Source organism: Tenacibaculum sp. L6 (genome assembly GCF_028823685.1).
In the GTDB taxonomy this organism is placed as follows: Bacteria; Bacteroidota; Bacteroidia; order Flavobacteriales; family Flavobacteriaceae; genus Polaribacter.
Genome location: NZ_JAPEHZ010000037.1, coordinates 1 through 22,556 on the forward strand (window position 1 = coordinate 1; position 22,556 = coordinate 22,556).

Genomic DNA, 22,556 nt, shown 5'->3' on the forward strand with positions numbered 1-22,556 from the left:
TTCTACTTTATTTGAAAATATTACAAAATATTGAATGTAATGTATTCCTAAAACTGCTACTATCGTATAAATTACTGTTGCTATAATTCCCCACCAAACTCGCTGATTGGTTTGCGTAACCCAATCCCACTTAGCACTTAAATAATCATTAATAATACCATTACCTAATCCAAGAATAAATGAATACATTCCTGAAAATAAAAACACAAACCCTGCTTCTTTTAAAGTAAATGCTTGATTTATTAACGTAAAAACTATACCGAAAACAATCGTAAGTTTTAAGCAAATCCAAACATCACTTTTAAGGCTCTTAAACATTATTTTTGATGAGGGTTTCATATGATTTTAAAATTTTATTTCGAAAGATACATCTTTATCTTTAACTAAAAACTTAGCCTCTTCATATCGTGGAGGGCCAAAACGAGATAAATTATTATTTGATGCTCCATAATCTTCTAAAGGCATTCCGCTTGGTTCAAAATCCATTTTGTTATTATTATTTGCATCGTGAAAACAAATAATTGCATATTCACCAGTAGGTATATTTTCAAATACTACAGTACTTTTTCCTTCCTTAATCTTAGCTTCTTTTGCTTGTACTGGTTCTTTTCTAAAATTCTCTTTAGTATATAACGCATATTTGATGTTTCCAACATCTGATGTTGCGTTAACAACTGTAGCTGTGATGTTCTGTTTTTGAGCAGAAATTGTTTCGACAGTAAACACTACTATTACGATTAAAATGTGTGTAAAAAATTTCATAATGTTGTTTTTATGGTTAATTCTTGTACAAATCTCTTCTAGAAATCAGCTTTTAAAAACAAAAACAAACTGAATTGTATTTTTTTTAGGATGAGTTGTAACAATTTGTATTTTTAGGCTACTTATAACATATCAACTTTATCAAACTTTGTGGAAAAAGAACTAGAAAATAAATTTTTAGACGATTTCGAAGCCAATCAAAACATTGTACATAAGGTATGTAGAATTTACACGACCGACCAAGATGCTCACAATGATTTGTTTCAAGAAATCACTATTCAACTATGGAAAAATTACAGCAAATTTAGAGGAGATGCAAAATTTAGTACATGGATGTATCGTGTAGCACTTAACACTGCAATTTCTTTATATCGTAAATCAACTAGAACTATACAAACACAAGACATTTCAGAATATTCATTTAAAATTAAAGCAGAGGATTATGACGACACAGAAGAGTTACAATTAAAAGCACTATACAGTGCAATACGTAAATTAAATGATATTGATAAAGCGCTAATCTTTTTGTATTTGGAAGATAAATCTTACAGAGAAATTTCTGACACTTTAGGTATTAGTGAAGTAAACGCTCGAGTAAAAATGAACAGAGCAAAGGATAAATTAAAAAAAGTATTAAACCCATAAATTAATGGATTTAGATAAATATAAAAAAGCTTGGGAAAATCAACCTGAAGAAACACGTAAAGTTTCTAAGGTCGATATATATAAGATGGCACACTCCAAGTCATCATCAATAGTAAAATGGATTTTTATTATTGGAATTTTAGAATTTGTTTTATTGAACTCTTTGTATTTTGTTGTTGATATGGAAGAGGCTTATAATGAGTACAGACAGCTTGGATTATACAACTTCATGTTTTATTCACAGTTTGTTCTTTATCCAATACTATTTTATTTTTTAATTAAGTTTTATTTAAATTATAAAAGTATATCTGTAGTTGACTCAACAAAAACTTTAATGGACAAGATTATTAAAACAAGAAAAACTGTAAAGTACTATGTTCTATTTAATTTGTTATATGTCTTTATTTTTGGAGTTATTGTTTCTATTGCTACACTTAAAACTCATCCAGAATTCAATTCTAAACAAATTTTAATTTCTATGATTATTACTATAGTAGTCTTAATTATTATGGTAGTGATTTTATGGTGCTTTTACCAATTACTATATGGAATTTTGTTACGTAAGCTGAATAAAAACTACAAAGAGTTAGCTAAACTTGAAGAATTAAACTAAAAAAAAGAGAGGTTGTAAAACAACCTCTCTTTTTATTTAAAATAACTTCAACTCTTCTAATAATTTCTCATGCATCTCATCAGTATAATCTAAGTGGGTAACTATTCGTATTTTTCCTTCTCCCATAGAAATTAACAAAATGCCTTTATCAGCCATCTTTTTCATAAAATCATCTGATTTTATTGAATCATCCACATAAAAAATAACAATATTCGTTTCAATAGGCTCTACCTTCTTTACATACGAACAACTTTCTAGCACCTTTCCTATTTCATTTGCTTTTTGATGATCTTCTGCTAAACGTTCTACTTGATTATCTAACGCATAAATTCCAGCAGCGGCTAAAAAACCTGCTTGTCGCATTCCTCCTCCAAACAATTTACGTACACGTAACGCTTTTTCAATATGTGCTTTACTCCCTACCAATACTGAACCTACAGGAGCTCCTAAACCTTTTGATAAACAGATTGAAATTGTGTCAAACAACTCTCCATACTGCTTCGGAGTTTCATTTTTTGCTACCAACGCATTAAACAAACGTGCTCCATCCAAATGATACGCCAAATCATTTGCTTTTGCTACTCTTTGAATCTTTTGTAACTCTTCAAAACCCCAACAAGCTCCTCCTCCTTTATTGGTAGTGTTTTCAACACATACCAAACGGTTAAACGGAGTATGAATATCATTCCTACCTGTTACTACACTTTCTAATTGTTCCGCTGTAAACATTCCTCTATTTCCATCAATTAAACAAGATGTTACTCCTGCATTAAATGCTGCTCCTCCTCCTTCATAGTTATACACATGCGCCCATTTATCACAAAACATTCTATCACCTGGTTGTGTGTGAATCTTAATCGCTGTCTGATTCGCCATGGTTCCCGAAGGAAAAAATAACGCAGCTTCCATCCCAAACATATCCGCTACTTTTTCTTGTAACAAATTCACTGTTGGATCTGCTTTAAAAACATCATCTCCTACCTTAGCTCTCATCATTGCTTCCAACATCCCTTGAGTTGGCTTTGTTACAGTATCACTTATTAAGTTTATTTCCATTTCTAACTACGATTTTTAAAATGTATTTTTGCATCTATGATTACACACGAACAGCTTAAAAATATCGCTGAACGAATTGGCAAGTTAAAAGGATATTTAGAGATTGACAAGAAGTTAATTGAAATTTCAAATGAAGAAGAAAAAACAGCAAATCCTGATTTTTGGAACAATCCGAAAGAGGCTGAAGCTATTATGAAATCTCTTCGTTTTAAGAAAAAATGGGTAGAAGATTACAATACTGTTACGGCTATGAACGACGATTTAACAGTTTTGTACGATTTTTATAAAGAAGGTGATGTTGAAGATAGTGAAGTTGGAGAGCAATATGAAAAAACAGCTACTTTTTTAGAAGATATCGAATTTAAAAATATGCTTTCTGAAGAAGGAGATAGTCTTAGTGCCACTATACAAATTACTGCAGGAGCAGGTGGAACTGAGAGTTGTGATTGGGCTGAGATGTTAACTCGAATGTACACTATGTGGGCCGAAAAACAAGGGTATAAAATAAAGACCTTGAACTACCAAGAAGGTGATGTAGCTGGTATTAAAACAGTTACTTTAGAGTTTGAAGGAGATTATGCCTTTGGATGGTTAAAAGGTGAAAATGGTGTACACCGTTTGGTGCGTATTTCTCCTTTTGATAGCAATGCTAAACGTCATACTTCCTTTGCTTCTGTATATGTATATCCAGTTGCTGATGATTCTATCGAAATTGAAGTAAACCCTGCCGATATTGAAATTACCACAGCACGTTCTAGTGGCGCTGGTGGACAAAATGTAAACAAAGTTGAAACGAAAGTGCAACTAGTACACAAACCTACTGGAATTCAAATTCAGTGTTCTAATTCACGTTCGCAGCACGATAACAGAGCTACTGCGTTACAAATGTTGAAATCTCAACTATACGAAATTGAATTACAAAAGCGATTGGCTGCTCGAGATGAAATTGAGGCGAACAAGATGAAAAACGAATGGGGAAGTCAAATTCGAAACTATGTAATGCACCCATACAAATTAGTAAAAGATGTTCGTACTGCCCATGAAACAGGAAATGTAGATGCTGTTATGGACGGAAATATCAATCCATTTTTAAAAGCCTATTTAATGATGATGGGGCAAAAAGAAGATTAGCTGTTGGCTGTTGGCTGTTGGCTGTTGGCTGTTGGCTGTTGGCTGTTGGCAAAATTAAAAAACTTTATAACTTTCAACTTTATAAACTCTATAACTTTATATATAAACTAACAATAAAATGATAAAAATATACCATAATCCACGTTGTTCTAAATCACGTCAGGGTTTAGAAATTGTAGAAAACTCTTCAAAAGAATTTGAAGTTGTAAAATATTTAGACAATACTCCTTCCGAAGAAGAATTAAAAGAAATCATCAGCTTATTAGATATTTCTCCTATTCAATTGGTTCGTAAAAATGAACAAATTTGGAAAGACAATTTCAAAGGAAAAGAATTATCAGATTCAGAAATTATCAAAGCAATGGTTGATAATCCAAAATTAATAGAACGTCCAATCGTTATTAACGGTAACAAAGCGGTGATTGGTCGTCCGCCTGAAACCATCAAAGAAATTATCTAACTATTTTAAAAGCTCTCAAAAATTTGGGAGCTTTTTTATTTTAACACAATTTAAATAACTAATTCTTTAGTTTATTAATAATTCCTTGTAAATTGCTCTCAAATTAAAAATTCATTCACTATGAAAAAAGTAGTATTAGGACTATCCCTGGCCTTCATTATTTCCACGGGGTATAGTCAAGCTTTAAAAGAAACACAACAAAAGCTAAACAAAAAAGAAAAAGTAACTGCTATGAACATTCCGACTGATCCTTCAGTTAAGATAGGAAAACTATCAAACGGAATGACCTACTACATCAAACAAAATCCGAAACCAGCCAACAAAGTAGAATTACGATTAGTTGTAAATGCAGGTTCTATTTTAGAGGATGATGACCAGTTAGGGCTAGCTCACTTTATGGAGCACATGAACTTTAATGGTACCAAAAACTTTAAAAAGAACGAATTGGTAGATTATTTGCAATCTATCGGAGTAAAGTTTGGAGCACACTTAAACGCTTATACAGGTTTTGATGAAACTGTATACATCTTGCCTATTCCAAGTGATGACCAAGAAAAACTAGAAAAAGGATTTCAAATTCTTGAAGATTGGGCGCATGGTGCTTTATTAGAAGGAAAAGACATTGATGAAGAGCGTGGTGTAGTTTTAGAAGAATACCGTTCTCGTAGAGGGGCTGACAGCCGTATGTTAGAAAAGTATTTACCAAAGGTAATGCATGGTTCTAAATATGCTGAAAGATTACCTATTGGTACTAAAGAAAACATAGAAAATTTTAAACACGAAAGTATTCGTCGTTTTCACAAAGATTGGTATCGTCCAGATTTAATGGCTGTTATAGCTGTTGGTGATGTAAGTGTTGACATTTTAGAAGAAAAAATCAAATCGCACTTTAGTAAAATACCAGCAGTTAAAAATCCTCGCAAAAGAGAAGTTGCTCCATTAAAAAATCACAAAGAAACTTTTATCGCGATTGAAGCTGATAAAGAAGCTCCTTTTGCTAGTGTACAGTTAATGTACAAAGATTATGATGAAGCAAAACCAGAAACAACTGTTGCTGATTACAGAAATTCAATTGTTCAATCGCTTTTTGCTGAAATGATTAACAATCGTTTAGACGAATTACGTAATAGCGAAAATCCTCCTTTTGTTTACGGATTTAGTTATCATGGTGGAACTTGGGCTCGTGGTAAAGAAGCTTACCAATCAAGAGCAAGTGTAAGTGCCGATGGTCAATTAAAAGGATTACAAGCTTTATTAGATGAAAGCGAGCGTGTTAAAAGATACGGTTTTCAACAAGGAGAATTAGATCGTGCAAAAATGAGCGTTAATGCTCGTATGGAAAAGGCTTTTAAAGACAAAGACAAAAGAGAGTCTAGTAGAATTATTGGTCAATATGTTAACAATTTCTTAGAGCAAGAGCCAATTCCAGGTATCGAGTGGGAATACCAAGCACACCAAATGTTAGTGCCTTCTGTAAAATTAGAAGAAGTAAATAGCTTAATTAAAAACTATTTACATGATGATAACCGTGTTGTAGTTATTACTGGACCTAAAAAAGTAGTAACTGAACAACAAGTATTAGATGCTTTAAACAACGTTAAAACTAAAGAGTTAAAACCTTACGAAGATAAAGCTGTAGCTGCTTCTTTAATTACAAAGCAACCAACTCCTGGTACTATTACTAAGATTACTGAAAACAAAGATTTAGGTACTAAAACGATGGTTTTAAGCAACGGAGCTAAGGTTACTTATAAGAAAACTGACTTTAAAAACGATGAAGTTTTATTTGAAGCAAGCTACTGCTTTTGCAAATAGCGGACTTTCTGAAGCAGGAATTAATGGCTTCTCTAAAACAGATTTATCTAAAATGATGTCTGGTAAAATCGTTCGTGTTTCTCCTTATATCGGTGGAATAAGTGAAGGATTTAGAGGTTCTGCTACACCTAAAGATTTAGAAGAATTATTCCAAATGGTACACTTGTACTTTACCTCTTTAAACAAAGATGATAAAGCTTTCAATTCATACATCAACAAAAACAAAAGCTTTTTAGGAAACTTATTGGCTAGTCCTAATTTCTTCTTCCAAAAAGAAATGAGTGATTTTATCCATGAAAAAGACCCTCGTCATACAGGTTTTCCTTCTCCTGAAAAATACGATGCTACTGATTATAACTTAGCATATAAAAAGTATCAAGAGCGTTTTGCAGATGCTGGAGACTTTAACTTCTATTTTGTTGGAAATGTTGATGAAAAGAAACTTGCTGAATACGCAACTAAATATATTGCTGGTTTGCCAGGGAAAAATTCAAACGAAAAATATAATGTTACTGATTTCAGACCTTTATCAGGTTCACACACTAAAATAGTAGAAAAAGGAAAAGATCCTAAAAGTAACGTTCGTATTACCTACCAAGGAGAAGCAAAATACAACAAAAAAGATGCTTTAGCCTTTAAAGTTTTAGGAGAAGTTGTAGGAATTAAGTTAATTGAAAAACTACGTGAGCAAGAAGGTGGTGTTTATTCTGCTGGTGCTCGTGGTAGCATAAACAAAATGCCTTACGGTTGGTATAACTTTACAATTGCATACCCTTGTGCACCTGAAAATGTTGAAAAATTAAAGAACATTTCTGTTGCTGAAGTTGCTTCTGTAGTTAAAAATGGACCTACAAAAGAAGATTTAATGAAAGCTCAAAAAGGAATGATTGCTGACTACAAAGAAGATCTTAAAAAGAATCAATTTTGGTTAAGTACTATTAAAAATGTAGACTACCAAAACAACGATGCTTCAGACGTAGCTTCTTTTGAAAAGAGTGTAAATTCTTTAACGACAAAAGATATTCAAAAAGTAGCTAAGAAATATTTAACTAACGGATATATCTTAGGAGTTTTAAATCCTGAAAAATAATTTTAAAAAAATTATAATTAACAAAAGCTCTCAAGAAATTGGGAGCTTTTATTTTTTTAGAAACCTAGACTCTAAAAAACCTAATCCGTAGCCATAAAACTGAGTAAGAGTTGTAACAACACTCAATAAAGCTACTTGTAGATTTTTATTTTGAATTAGAGAATCTAAAAAAATACAAGTAAAGTAAATTCCGTAAAAAGCCAACAATTGCCAATATCCAAAGAAAACTGCGATGATCGCAATATCAATTCCTATAATAAACAAACTCGGAAACCAATAAGTTAATTTAGCTGTTTCAGGATACATTTTATTTAAAATAGGTCTAGCTGTACCAAAAGCAAACGTTTGCTTAAAAAACTGTTTAATAGTACTCCTACGTTTATGATATACAAAAGCTTTAGCTATTAGTTGTGTTTCAAAACCGTTTTCCCACAAACGAAAAGTTAAATCAATATCTTCTCCTGCTTTCATTTTAGAAAAACCTTTTGTCTTACTAAAAGCTATCTGCGATAGCCCTAAATTGAAACTTCTTGGTTGAAATTTCCCTACAGATTTCTTCTTACCTCGAATTCCTCCTGTGGTTAACACCGAAGTCATCGAATAATTAATTGCTTTTTGTAAAGCTGTAAAATTAGGATGCGCTGCATCAGGCCCTCCAAAAGCATCCGTATAATTTTCTTCTAACGCTTTTTTTACTTGAGATAAATACTGTGGCGGAACAATAACATCGGAATCTAAAATAATAAAATAGTTTCCTGAGGCTCGCTCCATTCCGTAATTACGACTCGCTCCTGCTCCGCTATTTTCCTTAAAAAAGTAGTTTAGATTAAGTTGTGAAATGTATTTATTTATAACTTCTTCAGATGCATTTTCTGAACCATCTTCAACAATTAGTACCTCAAAATCGTCTTTCAACTCTTGTTTTGTCAAGCTTTCCAACAACTCATCAATTTCTTGAGGTCGATTGTAAACAGGTACTATTATTGAAAATTGTAGATTCATTACGCTAAAACTGCTTGATTGATTTGTTTAGCGATTCCATCCCAAAGTTGAATTCTTTTCTGTAGTGATTCTTTCGCGTAATATAACACATCATCCCACTTTTGCTGATCTTCACCACATAGTTCTTCTATCATTTGTAATGATAACGGTCCGTGTTCATCACCATCTAGCTCAATGTGTCTATTCAAATAATAAGTAAGTTTACTATATGAACTTCCTTCTTTCTCTTCCGTATTTTTTACAATTTCTAAAAACATATCAGGAATCACGTCTTCTCTTCCAAAGGTAAAACTTGATGCAATAATGTGTGCTTGCCCTGTTTTAATAACTTCAAAAGAAAAGTTTACGAAGTCTTTTACTTCATTAATAATCGAACAATTTTCTAGAGCTTGCTCAACAGGCTTTCCGTCAATAATACATGAAATAAAACTTGAAATTTGAGTAGTATTCGCTCCTGCTTGACGCATAGCATCAATATACATCTCAAAATGACTTTTAGGCTCTCCTAATTCGTTTACATCAGTTTCTTCTCCTAGCACTATTTCATTAATAAAACGTGCTGTTTTTGTATTTACAGCAGGTAACCAAGGTAAGGTTACACAAGTAAGCTCTCGCTGTAACGCTTTTAGCAATGACATAAAATCCCATACAGCAAACACGTGCGATTCCATAAATAGTTTTACATCATTAATATGTTGTAACGAATTGTATAATTCGTGCTCTTTTAACTGTTGTCTTAACGGTGCTAACTCCTTTTCTATCTGTAAAATATTGTTCATTTTGTAGCTATCAATAAAAAATGCAAATCTAACGATTTGCATTTAATTTTATATTCTTTCAGTACCTTTCGACTACGCTCAAGGTACAAGTTAATTTACTCTTCAGTAAATCTTTCCATTACTGCATCACTTACTCCCATATTAGAGAAACCTCCATCGTGGAATAAGTTTTGTAAAGTTACTTTTTTCGTTAAGTCAGAGAATAATGAAATTGTATAATCTGCACATTCTAACGCTGTTGCATTTCCTAATGGAGACATTTTTTCAGCATACGAAATAAACCCATCAAATCCTTTTACTCCTTGACCTGCTGTTGTTGGAGTTGGTGATTGAGAAATTGTATTTACACGTACTTTGTGGTCTCTTCCAAAGAAATATCCAAAACTACGAGCAATACTTTCTAAATACGCTTTATTATCAGCCATATCGTTGTAATCTGGGAATACACGTTGTGCTGCCATATACGTTAATGCAACAATACTTCCCCATTCGTTCATGGCTTGTTTGTTGTATAAAACGTTCATTACCTTGTGAAAAGATACCGCAGAAACGTCCCATCCTTTCGTTGTAAAATCGTAATTAGAATCTGTATAGTGTTTTCCTTTACGTACATTTACTGACATACCGATTGAGTGTAAAACGAAATCGATTTTACCTCCTAAAATTTCCATAGACTTTTCAACTAAGTTGTTTAAATCATCCATAGAAGTCGCATCAGCAGGAATAATTTCAGATCCGGTTTTTGCTGCTAAATCTTTGATACCTCCCATACGCATAGCGATTGGCGCGTTGGTTAATACAAACTCTGCTCCTTCTTCGTGAGCACGTTCAGCAACTTTCCATGCAATAGAATTTTCATCTAATGCTCCAAAAATAATTCCTTTTTTTCCTTTTAATAAATTATACATATTTTAAAATATTTTAGTCTATCGTTGTTTGTTTAGAAAGCAAATATACTCTTAATTTAATAATTCTTTTGCATGAGTTAAAGCACTTTCAGAAACGTCTTTTCCACTTAACATCTCAGCTATTTCTCTAATTCGTTCGTCATCTGACAATAACTTTAAATTAGAGGTTGTTACTCCTTTCTCTTCCCCTTTAAATACTTTATAGTGTTGCACACCTTTTGAAGCTATCTGTGGCAAATGTGTAATAGTTATTACCTGCATATTCGCTCCCATATCCTGCATTATTTTTGCTATTTTGTTAGAAACCTCTCCTGAAACTCCTGTATCTATTTCATCAAAAATAATCGTTGGTAATTGTATATTTTCTGATAATATTTTTTTGATGGACAGCATGATTCGCGACAATTCTCCACCAGATGCCACCTTCTTTAATTCACCAAAATTCCCTCCTTTATTCGCAGAGAATAAGAACTCTAAATTGTCTTTTCCATTGGATAAATAGTCTTCAGAAGGTTGTAATTCGATAGCAAAACGAGCATTTGGCATTCCTAATTCCGATAAAAGATATTCTAGCTCTTTTTTTAACTTTGGAATGACTTTATTTCGTGATGTAGTAATCATATTGGCTACTTCATCTAGTTTTTGAGCAACTTCTTTAATTTCTGCTTCCTTTTTTCCTATCAATCCTCCAGCGTCTTCAACTTGCGCTACTTTCTCACTTAACGACTCATGGATTTCTTGTAGCTCAGTTATCGTTGCTACAGAATGTTTCTTTTGAAGATTGTAGATTAACTGCAATCTATCATTCAACTCTTCTATTTCATTAGGATTAAACTCCACTTCTTCATTAGCACTTTCCAATTCAGTAACCACATCGTCTAACTCAATTTTAACACTCGTAACACGATTCGCTAACTCTTCATATTGTTTTGAATATGAACTTATTTTTTGCAATTTATTCTCTAAGGAATGTAATAAAATTTGAATTCCAATTTCTTCATTTATTGACACACCTAAAGCTTCCGATAAATTCAACTTTATTTCTTCAATATTGTTTAATTTATCTAGCTTTTCTTCTAAAACTTCTTGCTCACCTGCTTGTAATTTTGCGTCCTCTAATTCATTAAACAAGTGTAAGTTGTATTCGTACTGCTCTTTTGATTTTTCAGTTTCTTCTTGAAGAAATTTTAACTCCTTTTTCAATTTGTTATAGGCACGTACCCCTCTTTTATAAGAGGCTATTTTAGCTTGATTTTTTGCTAAAGCATCAATTACAGAAAATTGAAAACTCTCGTCCGATAACTGCAAGGTTTGATGTTGTGAATGAATATCTATCAGTTTCGTTTTTAAAGCAGAAAGCACCGATAAGGTTACAGGAGTATCGTTAACAAAAGCACGTGATTTTCCTGAAGGTAAAATTTCTCTTCTAATAATCGTCTCCACTTCATAATCTACATCTAATTCTACAAACAACTCTTGTAAATCATGACCTTCAAGTGAAAACTGTGCTTCAATTACACATTTTTTTTCAGTGTCTTTAAGTGAAGATAAATCGGCACGATTACCCATTACCATACCTAAAGCTCCTAATAAAATAGATTTTCCTGCTCCAGTTTCACCAGTAATAATAGATAAACCTTCTGTAAAATCAATCGATAACTGATTGATTAGCGCGTAGTTTTGTATGGATAAATGTGTTAACAAATTTTATTCTTTAAAAGGAATAAAAGTAAGGATTTTGATTGAATTATATCGATCAAAAACTAAAGAAGTCTATTGAATTTTCAACAGTTTATAAACTTTTACTTACTTAATATTTTTCCACTTATTTTTATAGGTTGGAGCAATTCTATTTAAAACAGTAAGCATTTGTGATTGGTTTTTAGACGGAATTCCATCTGAAAAAACATTTACGATTTCATCTCCTTTTGCATCTAAAAAAACACGAATCATGTAGTTTCCTATAGCAATATTAAATAGTTTATCTAAATCTAAAACACTTTTTTCTATAGCTTCTTTTGCCGAATTTTTATTATCTGCAAGGTTATCAAACCCATTACGGTGGTAGTTGTAATAAATACTACGTAGCGCGCTAAACTTTGAAGACAACAAGTTATCTATCAAAGCAAAACGATTTTGCTTACCAACTTCATTTTGCCACCCTGATTCTCCGCTAGATTGTGCTAACAACATAATACCTTCTGCTTGCTTTAAATAGCTTTCTCCTCCTTTTAAAGCAAAGGTATCAGCATCTACTCCTATGATCGTATACGCATAAAAAGCTATCATAGAAATTAAATTAGACTCGTAAACGGTTGGATTATAAATTAGCGGATCAAACTCATTATAACGAAAGTTAAAATTCGTGTCGTTAATATTTAAAACTGGCGTTGCATAGGTAGAGTTATAAACTGGTCGTGTAGACTGTACTTGCAAAGTACCTGAAAAGTTACTTCCGTTTTGTTCGTTTATAATAATATTAAATGCACAGTTAATGCGCTCTTGCTGTTTAAAGTTTTGGTTCGTCCATTGTTTATCATTGATAAACTCTGTTAACGCCTTTTGTAAGGTTTGATATACTTGTTTATTGCTGCTTTGTACTTTATCTGAATTGATAATTACCGTGGCATTTAATTCTTGTGAATGAGAAGAAAAAACAATTGAAAAAAGAAAAACTATAAAGGTTAATTTACGCATCTAATTTTTGTATTATTTCGTTAACGATATCTTTTGATACTTCTTTTTTTGACTTCAAACCGAATGATTTTTCGTTCAAATCAGCATCAATAATTGTAATTTTATTGGTGTCGGTTGCAAAACCAGCACCTTCATCACGTAACGAATTTAATACAATAAAATCTAAATTTTTGCGTGTAAGCTTACTTTTTGCGTTTTGTACCTCATCGTTCGTTTCTAAGGCGAACCCAACTAACAACTGATTTTTCTTAATTTCTCCTAATGATTTTAGGATATCTTTAGTTGGTTCTAACTCAATACTTAACGCTGCTTCCTTCTTTTTTATTTTTTGAGTTGCCACATTTTTTGGTCTGTAATCGGCAACTGCAGCAGATAACACTGCTACATCTACATCAGCATAATATTGATGACAAGCGTCATACATGTCTTCTGCTGACTTTACATCAATTCTATGAATAAATGAATGGTTTACTTGTTGATGTGATGGACCCGCAATTAAAAACACCTCAGCTCCTAAGTTAGCAGCTGTTTTTGCAATTTCAAACCCCATCTTACCAGAAGAATGATTTCCAATAAAACGAACAGGATCTATCGCTTCATAAGTTGGTCCTGCGGTAATCAATATTTTTTTCCCACGAAGTGGTAACTTAGACACTATATCTTTCTCAATAAAATCAACAATATCTTCAGGTTCGGCCATACGACCTTCACCTACCAATCCACTTGCTAATTCACCAGAAGTAGCAGGAATTAAAATATTTCCAAAACTTTGTAAGCTTTCTAAACTAGTTTTTGTTGATGGATGTTGGTACATATCTAAATCCATCGCAGGTGCAAAATACACTGGGCATTTTGCCGACAAATAGGTTGCTAATAATAAATTATCGCACGTACCATTTGTCATTTTAGACAAGGTATTGGCTGTTGCTGGAGCAATTAACATAATGTCTGCCCAAAGACCTAAATCTACATGATTATTCCACAATTCATTTTCATCTTCTTTATCGTAAAAAGTAGAATGAACTGGATTTTTTGATAAGGTGGAAAGTGTAAGAGGTGTTATAAAATCTTTAGACGCAGGAGTCATAATTACTTTGACTTCTGCGCCCGATTTTATAAATAAGCGAACTAAGTTCGCTGTTTTGTATGCCGCTATACCGGCGGTAACACCAAGTAAAACTTTTTTACCGCTTAGTACAGACATATTATTTTGTCTCTGGAGTTCTATAATAAACTTTACCATTTAACCACTCTTCTACCGCAATAGCATGTGGCTTAGGTAAACGCTCATAAAATTTAGAAACTTCGATTTGCTCTTTGTTTTCAAAAACTTCTTCTAAACTATCGTTATAAGTAGCAAACTCATCTAACTTATCTACTAACTCCTTTTTTAAATCAGAATTAATTTGTGTAGCTCTCTTTGCTATAATAGAAATAGCTTCATAAATATTATGCGTTGGAGCCTCGATAGCTTCTTTATTATAAGTTATAGTACTTAACGGCGCTTTCGTTTCTTTATAATCCATTTTTTAACCTTTAACTAATTGTTCTTGTTCTTTGTTTAATGTTGCTAACATTTCGTTTGATTCTTCCATGAATTTTGATTCTGGGAAGTTTCTTTTAAGCTTGTCGTACGCTTTTACTGCTTCTTTTATTCTTTCTGCTTTTCTACGTTGCGTACTTTTCATTGCAAAATCATGCGCTGCTTTTAAACGATAGTACAAAGCTTCTTCTTTATACTTGGTTCCTAAATAATCTTCTAATAAATTATCAAATGCAACGATAGCCGCCTTGTAATTTCTCGAATCATAATCTGCAGTTCTATAATATGTTTTTGCTATTTCGAAATATTTCTTTTCTAATTTAGAGCGTAACTCTGTGTAATATTTATTTGCCTCTTCTTGCTTGTCAGAATCTGGATAAGCATCTATAAACTTTTGAAAAGACTCTAACGCTTTGTTTGTATCTGTTGGATCTAAACTAAAACTAGGAGCTGCTTTATAATAACTTAATGCTGATAAAAAAGCCGCTTCTTCTTGCTTAGAACTCTTTGGGTAATTCCCAGTAAATCTATTAAAATAATAACCAGCTAAACTGTAGTTTTTCTCATTAAAATTAGATTGTGCTATCATAAATTGAATGCGCTCCATTTGTGGTTTTCCTCTGTATGAAGGTACAATTTTCTCAAACAATCGTAAGGCCTTTCCGTACTTTTGTGCTTCGTACATTTTCACAGCCATTTTGTATTGATCTTCTACAGTTCCTTTATTTAATACTTTTTGATACTCTCCACATGAAGTTAGTACTAAAAGCATCACAACAATATACGCTAGATTTTTCATTTTTTGCATCTGGCAAAATTAGTGATTAATTATGGATTATTAAAACGATTTTTTTACTCTAAAATAGAGTTTTACAAGAAACTATAAAATCTCTTATAATTTTTCAAAAAAGTTACTAAATGTTTGTTAATCTTATTGCTGAGCTGCAGCTGATGTTTGTGCTACAATTTGCTTTACATCGTTATCAAACAAGTACAAACCTCCTTTATCGTCTCCAATTAAATTAATTTTATCTAAAATATTACGTGCCAACGCCTCTTCTTCAATTTGTTCAGACACATACCACTGTAAGAAATTATGTGTAGCATAGTCTTTTTCTTGTAAGGTAATATGCACTAAATCATTAATTGATTGTGACACCATTACTTCATGATCAAATAATGTTTGAAACATATCTTTGAAAGATCCAAACTTTGCTGGTGGCTCTTTTAATTCTGAAACATGTGCATGTCCTCCACGTTCATTTACAAACTTTACTAACTTTAACATGTGCATACGCTCTTCATCAGAATGTGCATACATAAACTGTGCAACACCTTCAAAACCTTGAATTTCTGCCCAACATGCCATTGCTAAATATATTTGTGAAGACTCTGCTTCTACTCTTATCTGATCGTTTAATGCTTTCTCTATTACTTTTGATAACATATTTTCTGTTTTAATTGTAATCTTTATACAAAGATGCTAAAAAAAGACCACAATAACGAAATTGTAGTCTTTTGTATTTTTAAATTTTATTTAGAAAAATTACATCTTGTCAATAAAATCTGAAATTTCAGTTTGTAATTCTTCTGATGCTTTTACCAATGGCAAACGCACTTCATCTAAACAAATTCCTAATTTTTGTAATACTGCTTTGATTCCTGCTGGATTGTTTTCAGCAAAGATTAAGTTTACAATATCCATTAATTGATAATGTATTTCATACGCTTCTTTAGCTTTTCCTTCTAATCCTAACTGAATCATTTTTGAAAATTCTTTTGGTAATGCTTGTCCGATTACAGAAATAACTCCTGATCCTCCGGCTAAAGCCACACCTAAAGCTAAATCATCATCTCCAGAAATTACTAAGAAATCTTCTGGTTTATCTTTTAACAACTCATAATACTGTTGTTGGTTGTTTCCTGCCTCTTTAACAGCTACAATATTTTCGAAGTCTCTTGCCAATCGTAAAGTAGTCGCTGGCTCCATATTTTTTGCAGTTCTTCCAGGAACATTATATAAAATAATTGGTTTAGGACTTGCTAAAGAAACTGCTTTATAATGCTGATAAAAACCTTCTTGAGTTGGCTTGCTGTAATATGGCGCTACCGATAAAATTCCATCGATTCCAGTTAAATCTAACGTTTGTAATTCTTCTACAACTGTTTGCGTATTGTTTCCTCCAACTCCTAAAACTAAAGGTAAACGACCATTGTTTTCTTCAATTACAACCTTTATTATTTCTAATTTTTCTTCCTTAGTAATGGTTGCACTTTCTCCAGTAGTTCCATTTATTACTAAATAGTTTGTACCGTTTTCAATATTATAGTTTACTAACTTTCTAAGCGCATCAAAATCTACACTTAAATCTTCGTTAAAAGGAGTTACCAAAGCCACTCCTGTTCCTACAAACTTTTGCATTATATTTTATTTAAAATCGTTAGATATTTTTTTAACTCTTGATTTAAAACTGCTTCATTAAAACCTTCGTCAGACACAACAATATCGTATAATCTGTCATCAATTTCAGCAAAACCAGCTTTTAAATCTGCTTGCGACAACAAAGTTATTACATTCGTTAATAAGTTGGAGGTTTTTGTATAGTTTATAAGTAAGTCGTAATCATTTTTAACGAAATCTTTCAAATTGTCGGATTTTAAACTCGCTTTAAATCCTAAATCTTTTTCAGTAAAAAACTGTGGTGAAGGCTCTTCTTTCTTAGAATATTCTCTAAATACCAATACCGCAACATCTTCTTTTTTAAACGGAAAGTTGTTTGCTAAATTTGCTAACACAACATTAACCAAAGCCTCATTATCTAACAAAATCGCTACCTTTTTAACTTGAGAACTCTTGTGTGATTTTTTGCCTTGTTTAGCAATTAACTTATCGTATTCTTTTTGAATAGATTTACTTTTTAATGTACTTATCATGTATGAAAATTAGGGGTAGCTAATTTATTTATTTCTCTTCAATTTCTATCAATAAAAACTGATTCAATTGTTTACCATACACTTGAAAGTTATCATCTGAAGCTAGAATTAACGATTTATTGCCGCTTGTTAAGGTTGGGCCAAAAGTAATTGCTTCTATATTATCTATAATTCCGTCTGTTAGTTGATTTTCAACAGTACTAAAATCTAGTAATAACTCTTTTTTTAATGGTGTATATTTTTCATTTTTCAATGATTCTATAGCTAGTGTATTTGTTGAAGTATCATCAATTGTGGCTTTAAAAATTCTAACTACATTTCCATGACTTCCATAACCACTTTGATAAATTCTTTCGATGATAAAAAAATGATCTTTTTTATACTCTAAAATAGCCGTTACTCCATTTAAATTCACATTTCCCTTAGCAGGCTTATCAATCTTTTCTAATTGGTAAGCATACTGTTTAGTTGCTTCTTTTGTGTTCTTATCGTAATAAGTTATTCTAACAGGTGATTGTGTCTCATGAAATGCTGGTTCTTCTCCATCTGCCTCTAACGGAGCTTCCATTGCTACCCAAAAGCCTTTATCATCAATACTTTTTGATGAACCTTCAAAAACTCCATTATGTTTAGGTTTTGCTTCTGAAGTGGCTTTGAAATAATTTGGTATAACTACCTCATTTATAAAATTCCCTTTTGTATCTATATGAAAAATACTCGGATCTTTTTTATACTGAATTGAACCTTCACTTGTTAGATTAATAACTCCGTCTTGAATAAAAATAGACTCTAAATCTAACACATGGTTTTTAGTAAACTGATTAACAGTATCAACTACAATAACTTTTTCAAAACTTACCGATTGAATCGAGTCGTTTTTAACAACAATATCACCTATCAAAATCCTCGGATTTGCCGCGTCATCAACAACCATATAATATTGATTATTATAATAGTCGATTCCTGAAATCCCTCCTATTACGGTATTATCAATCTGTAAAGAATCTTTTACTACGTATTCATTTAAAAACTTAAGTGAGATTTTTTGTTGTTTACACGCCAGTAAACCAAAAACTGACAAGGCTATTGCTATTTTTTTCATACCTACAAAAGTATTGTTTTTAGTTTATGTAAGCATTAAAATTTATAGCGTCTAACCTAATAGATTTTATCAAACATGAAAGAACCTTACTTATACAAAAAGAGCGGTTTAAAACCGCCCTTAATGTTAATTTACTCCTATAAATATTTCTACTTCTGCATTTGTTGAATCCGACGCCATTGCTCCATAAATTTCATAATCGGAAGTATAAGCCCTATTTATTTCTTCATCCCAAATCTCCAACCATTTATTGTACACAATATTATTAGCTAAGTCTCCTTTGACTACATATTTTTTATATTTAGGAGCTTCTATTCTTTTACTCACCAATCCTTCGGAGATATTACCAATTTCATTTACCCTACAACCAATAATTGTTGTGTATGGATTGGTATAATCTGATTCATAATCGGTATACACAGCATATACTTCATTTGAAAATTTGTTAGGTATTTGTTCAGCTATATTTTCTGACATAAATCGCTGCCATAAAGCAGGTATATCTTTTGCTGCTTGTTGATTCTCGTTAGTAGTTCTTACTGAAATTCCAACAATGTAAAACGGTTCTTTTTGTTCTGTATTCATCTTTTGTTTTTTAATTTTCAACAAAAATAAACCCCCACTATGTCAACCCTATGTCAGGGGTATGCCATATTTTTCTTGACAAATTTTAAAGTACTCTTCCAAAGTCATTTTATGAGGAGGAAAAGTATCGTTTAAAACCTTCATGCTCTGAATACAATCTAACCTAAACACTCGAAATTCATTTCTCAATCGGCAATAGGCGATTAACAACCAATTTTCATTCGTACTGTATAAAGCAAAAGGTTCTATAATTCTTTCAGTAAAATTATTTTCAAGAGATAAATAAGCTAACTCTAGTAAATGAAAATTTGTAATTGCTGACTGAATTTGAATAAGATAATTACTCGATTGTTCTTTTTCAATATTTGCTCTAAAAGCAATTCTTTGAGATAATAAATCAGCTTTTCCTTTTTGTGAATACCTTAAAACTGCTTTGATTTTGGTAATGGCTTCGCTATACTTTTTTACTAGTGAAGCATCTTTATTTTTCAGAATTAACTGCTCTGCTGTTATCAGCGCATTAGCTTCTTCTTCTGAAAACATAATTGGTGGTAATTGGTATCCTTCTCGTAAGAAATATCCTTTTCCTTCTTCAGTAACTACCGGAATACCTGAACTTTCTAATGTTCTAATATCTCTATAAATTGTTCGCAAACTTACCTGAAACTTATCGGCTAATTCTCTAGCCGTTAGTAATCTTTTTGATTGTAGTAAAGTTACAATTTGAGTTAACCTTGTTAACCTCGGTTTTTCCATTAGAGCCTTACTTTTCTTTAGCTATTATTGCCTTAACAATTAAGTATTGAGAAACGATATACAATACTATAATAGCAATATTAAATAAGTGTTTTGGCGTATAAAAGTTGTTTAAAGCAATTAAACTATCAGATGCTATAAACAAAATTGCTCCCAGTAATAACCAAGAACTCGAAGTTGTTTTTTGCTGACGATAATGTAACAATGCCGCAGTACCAAAAGTTGAAATTGTAATTCCGTATACAATTACTGGCAATAACATATCACCTAAATTGTCATAAATCAATCCTAACAATCCTGTAAATAATAACACAAACGGAATTGCAGAGGTTATAATTTTTGTTGCTGAATCATTATGTAAAAAACTCGCAGTGATTTTAATGTAGATGATATGCGCTACTAAAAAAGCCCCTAAACCAAACACAAACAATTTCTCTTTATCTAATAGAAATACATCTCCCCAAAAAGAGAAAAACAAAGCTGACAACAACCAAAAACTTGGCTTTTTTACCGATACTAAATACACTACTGCAAGTGTTGTCATTAGCAACGGTTTAAAAATCATTTCGATGGTTTTGTTTTGAGTTATTACTCCATATACATCAGCAATAGCAACTAATAAAAACACTATGGAAGCTATGGTAATTTTAGTTTGTTTAGTCATTTTTCAGATGTTAGATGTTAGATGTTAGATGTTAGATGTTAGATGTTTAAATTTGTTCTTTTTACACTTACATCACAAATAATCTCATAAAATTTTTCACTTTTCACTTTTGAACTTTATAAACAGTTAAACCCATAAACAAATAAACTTTACTGTCTACTGTCTAAAACTATCCAATCATATCGATAAAATCTTGTTCAGAAATAATTGGAATTCCTAAACTTTCAGCTTTTGTAAGTTTACTAGGTCCCATATTATCACCTGCTACAATATAAGTTGTTTTTTTAGAAATTGAACTCGATACTTTTCCTCCGTTATCTTCAATCGCTTTTTTAAGTTCATTTCTACTCATTTGATGAAAAACTCCTGAAACAACAAATACTTTTCCTGCTAATTTATCGGTTTGCCCTTCTAAACTTTCTGCAGAAACTTCTAGCTGAACTCCGTATGATTTTAATCGATTTATCAATTCAATATTTCCTAAATCATTTGAAAAATCAATAATACTTTGTGCAATTCTATCCCCAATTTCGTCAACCGCAATAAGCGTTTCGAAATCAGCATTCATTAAATTATCGATTGACTTAAACTGCTTTGCTAACTTTTTAGCTACAGTTTCACCTACAAAACGGATTCCTAGTGCAAACAATACTTTTTCAAACGGAATTTCTTTCGATTTCTCAATTCCGTCAATCATATTTTGTGCTGATTTTTCAGCCATTCTTTCTAACGGAATAACCTGCTCTACTGTCAAGTCATATAAATCTGCGTAATTTTTTATCAATCCTTCTTTACGTAATAAATCAACCGTTTCACCACCTAAACCATCAATATCCATAGCTTTCCTACTGATAAAATGCTTGATTCTTCCTGTAATTTGTGGTGCGCAACCAAATTCATTCGGACAATAATGTTTTGCATCACCCTCTGTTCTCACCAATTCAGTATGACATTCAGGGCAATGCGTTGCGTATTGCGTAGGAACAGAATCTTCTGGACGTTTTGTTAAATCAACACCTACAATTTTCGGAATAATTTCTCCACCTTTTTCAACAAAAACAGTATCTCCTACTCGTACGTCTAGTTTTGCTATTTGGTCTGCATTATGCAATGAAGCTCTTTTTACAATTGTTCCTGCTAACTGCACAGGTTCTAAGTTTGCAACTGGAGTTATTGCTCCTGTACGACCTACTTGATACGTAATTTCATTCAACACTGTTGAAACCTGTTCCGCTTTAAACTTATAGGCAATTGCCCAACGAGGTGCTTTTGAAGTATATCCTAGTTCGTCTTGTTGCTGAAATGAATTTACTTTTACCACTACTCCATCCGTTTCATAAGGTAAGCTGTGGCGTTTTACATCCCATTCATTTACAAAGTCTAACACTTCTTCTATCGACTTTGCTAAAACAATGGTGTCTGGAACTTTAAATCCAACTTTTCTAGCAGCTTCTAAACTTTCAAAATGTGAAGCATATTTACGCTCTCGGGTTACTAGCTGATACAACAAACAATCTAACGGGCGCTTCGCTACTTCTGCACTATCTTGCAGTTTTAAACTTCCACTAGCAGTATTACGAGGATTTCTATACGGTTCTTCGTCGTTCGCAATACGTTCTTCATTCATTTTATTGAATCCGTCTAACGGTAAAATGATTTCTCCTCGCATCTCAAAATCATGAACAAAATCAGACTTTAATGATAATGGAATTGATTTTATAGTACGAATATTCGTAGTTACATTATCTCCTTGAAAACCATCTCCTCGTGTCACCGCTTGTACAAACTCACCGTTCTCATAAGTAAGATTAATAGAGGCTCCATCATATTTTAACTCACACGTATATTCAATTTGATCAGTTCCTAAGATCTTTTGGACACGCTTTTCCCAATCCAATAAATCTTCCTTAGAATACGAATTATCTAACGAGTACATCCTATGTTTATGAGTAACTGTTTCAAAATTTTTAGTTATTTCTCCCCCTACTCGTTGTGTTGGTGAATTTGGATCAAA

Annotated in this window: 24 protein-coding genes and 1 pseudogene; 6 read left to right on the plus strand and 19 right to left on the minus strand. The window is 32.1% G+C overall.

The annotated features are described in order from the left end of the window. Both OU788_RS08175 and OU788_RS08180 read right to left on the minus strand, forming a co-directional pair. Positions 1 to 318, minus strand: a pseudogene (locus tag OU788_RS08175) (histidine kinase); the annotation flags it as partial. Positions 319 to 345: 27 nt separating this feature from the next. Then, entirely contained in the window at positions 346 to 762 is a 417-nt protein-coding gene (locus OU788_RS08180; RefSeq protein ID WP_274634720.1) for a DUF2141 domain-containing protein, read from the minus strand. A 150-nt stretch (positions 763 to 912) separates the two neighbouring features. On the opposite strand from OU788_RS08180, the gene OU788_RS08185 reads away from it, so the two are divergent. Together OU788_RS08185 and OU788_RS08190 are read left to right on the plus strand one after the other, a co-directional pair. Then, a complete protein-coding gene (locus tag OU788_RS08185; RefSeq protein WP_274634721.1) occupies positions 913 to 1,407 on the plus strand; it encodes an RNA polymerase sigma factor in 495 nt (164 codons plus the stop codon). Positions 1,408 to 1,411: 4 nt separating this feature from the next. After that, positions 1,412 to 2,020: a hypothetical protein gene (locus OU788_RS08190; RefSeq protein WP_274634722.1), complete on the plus strand. Its 609-nt coding sequence runs from the start codon at positions 1,412 to 1,414 to the stop codon at positions 2,018 to 2,020. Between the two features lie 36 nt (positions 2,021 to 2,056). Here OU788_RS08190 and OU788_RS08195 read toward each other — a convergent pair whose 3' ends face one another. After that, positions 2,057 to 3,076 carry a threonine aldolase family protein gene (locus tag OU788_RS08195; protein WP_274634723.1) on the minus strand — a complete coding sequence of 340 codons (1,020 nt, stop codon included), beginning with the start codon at positions 3,074 to 3,076 and terminating at the stop codon, positions 2,057 to 2,059. Positions 3,077 to 3,112: 36 nt separating this feature from the next. Between OU788_RS08195 and prfB the strand changes: the two genes are divergently transcribed. The 4 genes from prfB to OU788_RS08215 all read left to right on the plus strand — a co-directional run bounded on the left by prfB (position 3,113) and on the right by OU788_RS08215 (position 7,572). After that, positions 3,113 to 4,207: a peptide chain release factor 2 gene (gene prfB, locus OU788_RS08200; RefSeq protein WP_274634724.1), complete on the plus strand. Its 1,095-nt coding sequence runs from the start codon at positions 3,113 to 3,115 to the stop codon at positions 4,205 to 4,207. 118 nt (positions 4,208 to 4,325) lie between these two features. Next, the gene (gene arsC, locus OU788_RS08205) at positions 4,326 to 4,667 is read left to right on the plus strand and encodes an arsenate reductase (glutaredoxin) (RefSeq protein ID WP_274634725.1); all 342 of its coding nucleotides are present in this window, start codon (positions 4,326 to 4,328) and stop codon (positions 4,665 to 4,667) included. A gap of 120 nt (positions 4,668 to 4,787) precedes the next feature. After that, complete coding sequence (locus OU788_RS08210; RefSeq protein WP_274634726.1) at positions 4,788 to 6,482, plus strand: M16 family metallopeptidase; 1,695 nt, start codon at positions 4,788 to 4,790, stop codon at positions 6,480 to 6,482. Further along, a complete protein-coding gene (locus OU788_RS08215; protein ID WP_274634727.1) occupies positions 6,442 to 7,572 on the plus strand; it encodes a M16 family metallopeptidase in 1,131 nt (376 codons plus the stop codon). The genes OU788_RS08210 and OU788_RS08215 overlap by 41 nt, the downstream gene beginning before the upstream one ends. A gap of 48 nt (positions 7,573 to 7,620) precedes the next feature. Here OU788_RS08215 and OU788_RS08220 read toward each other — a convergent pair whose 3' ends face one another. From OU788_RS08220 to ligA, 16 genes are all read right to left on the minus strand, one after another. After that, positions 7,621 to 8,574 carry a glycosyltransferase gene (locus OU788_RS08220; RefSeq protein ID WP_274634728.1) on the minus strand — a complete coding sequence of 318 codons (954 nt, stop codon included), beginning with the start codon at positions 8,572 to 8,574 and terminating at the stop codon, positions 7,621 to 7,623. Further along, positions 8,574 to 9,353: a DUF3050 domain-containing protein gene (locus OU788_RS08225; protein ID WP_274634729.1), complete on the minus strand. Its 780-nt coding sequence runs from the start codon at positions 9,351 to 9,353 to the stop codon at positions 8,574 to 8,576. The genes OU788_RS08220 and OU788_RS08225 overlap by 1 nt, the downstream gene beginning before the upstream one ends. 95 nt (positions 9,354 to 9,448) lie before the next feature. Further along, positions 9,449 to 10,261 (minus strand): enoyl-ACP reductase FabI, encoded by an 813-nt coding sequence (locus OU788_RS08230; RefSeq protein WP_274634730.1) that lies wholly within the window; start codon positions 10,259 to 10,261, stop codon positions 9,449 to 9,451. Positions 10,262 to 10,312: 51 nt separating this feature from the next. After that, the gene (recN, locus tag OU788_RS08235) at positions 10,313 to 11,965 is read right to left on the minus strand and encodes a DNA repair protein RecN (RefSeq protein WP_274634731.1); all 1,653 of its coding nucleotides are present in this window, start codon (positions 11,963 to 11,965) and stop codon (positions 10,313 to 10,315) included. 102 nt (positions 11,966 to 12,067) lie between these two features. Then, the gene (gene porD, locus OU788_RS08240; protein ID WP_274634732.1) at positions 12,068 to 12,958 is read right to left on the minus strand and encodes a type IX secretion system protein PorD; all 891 of its coding nucleotides are present in this window, start codon (positions 12,956 to 12,958) and stop codon (positions 12,068 to 12,070) included. Continuing rightward, the gene (gene coaBC, locus OU788_RS08245; protein ID WP_274634733.1) at positions 12,951 to 14,162 is read right to left on the minus strand and encodes a bifunctional phosphopantothenoylcysteine decarboxylase/phosphopantothenate--cysteine ligase CoaBC; all 1,212 of its coding nucleotides are present in this window, start codon (positions 14,160 to 14,162) and stop codon (positions 12,951 to 12,953) included. The genes porD and coaBC overlap by 8 nt, the downstream gene beginning before the upstream one ends. Position 14,163: 1 nt before the next feature. Beyond that, positions 14,164 to 14,484: a DNA-directed RNA polymerase subunit omega gene (locus tag OU788_RS08250; RefSeq protein WP_099216414.1), complete on the minus strand. Its 321-nt coding sequence runs from the start codon at positions 14,482 to 14,484 to the stop codon at positions 14,164 to 14,166. Between the two features lie 3 nt (positions 14,485 to 14,487). After that, positions 14,488 to 15,300 (minus strand): outer membrane protein assembly factor BamD, encoded by an 813-nt coding sequence (locus tag OU788_RS08255; RefSeq protein WP_274634734.1) that lies wholly within the window; start codon positions 15,298 to 15,300, stop codon positions 14,488 to 14,490. 132 nt (positions 15,301 to 15,432) lie between these two features. After that, the gene (locus OU788_RS08260; RefSeq protein ID WP_274634735.1) at positions 15,433 to 15,948 is read right to left on the minus strand and encodes a ferritin; all 516 of its coding nucleotides are present in this window, start codon (positions 15,946 to 15,948) and stop codon (positions 15,433 to 15,435) included. Between the two features lie 99 nt (positions 15,949 to 16,047). Further along, a complete protein-coding gene (gene dapA / locus OU788_RS08265) occupies positions 16,048 to 16,923 on the minus strand; it encodes a 4-hydroxy-tetrahydrodipicolinate synthase (protein ID WP_274634736.1) in 876 nt (291 codons plus the stop codon). Continuing rightward, positions 16,923 to 17,435: a DUF6913 domain-containing protein gene (locus OU788_RS08270; protein ID WP_274634737.1), complete on the minus strand. Its 513-nt coding sequence runs from the start codon at positions 17,433 to 17,435 to the stop codon at positions 16,923 to 16,925. Before OU788_RS08270 ends, dapA begins: the two co-directional genes overlap by 1 nt. 28 nt (positions 17,436 to 17,463) lie before the next feature. After that, positions 17,464 to 18,537: an esterase-like activity of phytase family protein gene (locus tag OU788_RS08275; protein ID WP_274634738.1), complete on the minus strand. Its 1,074-nt coding sequence runs from the start codon at positions 18,535 to 18,537 to the stop codon at positions 17,464 to 17,466. A gap of 126 nt (positions 18,538 to 18,663) precedes the next feature. After that, complete coding sequence (locus OU788_RS08280) at positions 18,664 to 19,122, minus strand: GyrI-like domain-containing protein (RefSeq protein ID WP_274634739.1); 459 nt, start codon at positions 19,120 to 19,122, stop codon at positions 18,664 to 18,666. Between the two features lie 48 nt (positions 19,123 to 19,170). Then, a complete protein-coding gene (locus OU788_RS08285; RefSeq protein ID WP_274634740.1) occupies positions 19,171 to 19,878 on the minus strand; it encodes a helix-turn-helix transcriptional regulator in 708 nt (235 codons plus the stop codon). A 7-nt stretch (positions 19,879 to 19,885) separates the two neighbouring features. After that, positions 19,886 to 20,542: a lysoplasmalogenase gene (locus OU788_RS08290; protein WP_274634741.1), complete on the minus strand. Its 657-nt coding sequence runs from the start codon at positions 20,540 to 20,542 to the stop codon at positions 19,886 to 19,888. A 169-nt stretch (positions 20,543 to 20,711) separates the two neighbouring features. Further along, the coding region (ligA, locus tag OU788_RS08295; RefSeq protein WP_274634742.1) for an NAD-dependent DNA ligase LigA at positions 20,712 to 22,556 on the minus strand (1,845 nt) is incomplete at its 5' end.

What these genes read in the sequence shown, in the direction of transcription:
- OU788_RS08180 (WP_274634720.1), bottom strand. Translation starts at nt 762, where the DNA reads ATGAAATTTTTTACACACATTTTAATCGTAATAGTAGTGTTTACTGTC.
- OU788_RS08190 (WP_274634722.1), top strand. Translation starts at nt 1,412, where the DNA reads ATGGATTTAGATAAATATAAAAAAGCTTGGGAAAATCAACCTGAAGAA.
- OU788_RS08195 (WP_274634723.1), bottom strand. Translation starts at nt 3,076, where the DNA reads ATGGAAATAAACTTAATAAGTGATACTGTAACAAAGCCAACTCAAGGG.
- prfB (WP_274634724.1), top strand. Translation starts at nt 3,113, where the DNA reads ATGATTACACACGAACAGCTTAAAAATATCGCTGAACGAATTGGCAAG.
- arsC (WP_274634725.1), top strand. Translation starts at nt 4,326, where the DNA reads ATGATAAAAATATACCATAATCCACGTTGTTCTAAATCACGTCAGGGT.
- OU788_RS08210 (WP_274634726.1), top strand. Translation starts at nt 4,788, where the DNA reads ATGAAAAAAGTAGTATTAGGACTATCCCTGGCCTTCATTATTTCCACG.
- OU788_RS08215 (WP_274634727.1), top strand. Translation starts at nt 6,442, where the DNA reads ATGAAGTTTTATTTGAAGCAAGCTACTGCTTTTGCAAATAGCGGACTT.
- OU788_RS08220 (WP_274634728.1), bottom strand. Translation starts at nt 8,574, where the DNA reads ATGAATCTACAATTTTCAATAATAGTACCTGTTTACAATCGACCTCAA.
- OU788_RS08225 (WP_274634729.1), bottom strand. Translation starts at nt 9,353, where the DNA reads ATGAACAATATTTTACAGATAGAAAAGGAGTTAGCACCGTTAAGACAA.
- OU788_RS08230 (WP_274634730.1), bottom strand. Translation starts at nt 10,261, where the DNA reads ATGTATAATTTATTAAAAGGAAAAAAAGGAATTATTTTTGGAGCATTA.
- porD (WP_274634732.1), bottom strand. Translation starts at nt 12,958, where the DNA reads ATGCGTAAATTAACCTTTATAGTTTTTCTTTTTTCAATTGTTTTTTCT.
- coaBC (WP_274634733.1), bottom strand. Translation starts at nt 14,162, where the DNA reads ATGTCTGTACTAAGCGGTAAAAAAGTTTTACTTGGTGTTACCGCCGGT.
- OU788_RS08250 (WP_099216414.1), bottom strand. Translation starts at nt 14,484, where the DNA reads ATGGATTATAAAGAAACGAAAGCGCCGTTAAGTACTATAACTTATAAT.
- OU788_RS08255 (WP_274634734.1), bottom strand. Translation starts at nt 15,300, where the DNA reads ATGAAAAATCTAGCGTATATTGTTGTGATGCTTTTAGTACTAACTTCA.
- OU788_RS08260 (WP_274634735.1), bottom strand. Translation starts at nt 15,948, where the DNA reads ATGTTATCAAAAGTAATAGAGAAAGCATTAAACGATCAGATAAGAGTA.
- dapA (WP_274634736.1), bottom strand. Translation starts at nt 16,923, where the DNA reads ATGCAAAAGTTTGTAGGAACAGGAGTGGCTTTGGTAACTCCTTTTAAC.
- OU788_RS08270 (WP_274634737.1), bottom strand. Translation starts at nt 17,435, where the DNA reads ATGATAAGTACATTAAAAAGTAAATCTATTCAAAAAGAATACGATAAG.
- OU788_RS08275 (WP_274634738.1), bottom strand. Translation starts at nt 18,537, where the DNA reads ATGAAAAAAATAGCAATAGCCTTGTCAGTTTTTGGTTTACTGGCGTGT.
- OU788_RS08280 (WP_274634739.1), bottom strand. Translation starts at nt 19,122, where the DNA reads ATGAATACAGAACAAAAAGAACCGTTTTACATTGTTGGAATTTCAGTA.
- OU788_RS08285 (WP_274634740.1), bottom strand. Translation starts at nt 19,878, where the DNA reads ATGGAAAAACCGAGGTTAACAAGGTTAACTCAAATTGTAACTTTACTA.
- OU788_RS08290 (WP_274634741.1), bottom strand. Translation starts at nt 20,542, where the DNA reads ATGACTAAACAAACTAAAATTACCATAGCTTCCATAGTGTTTTTATTA.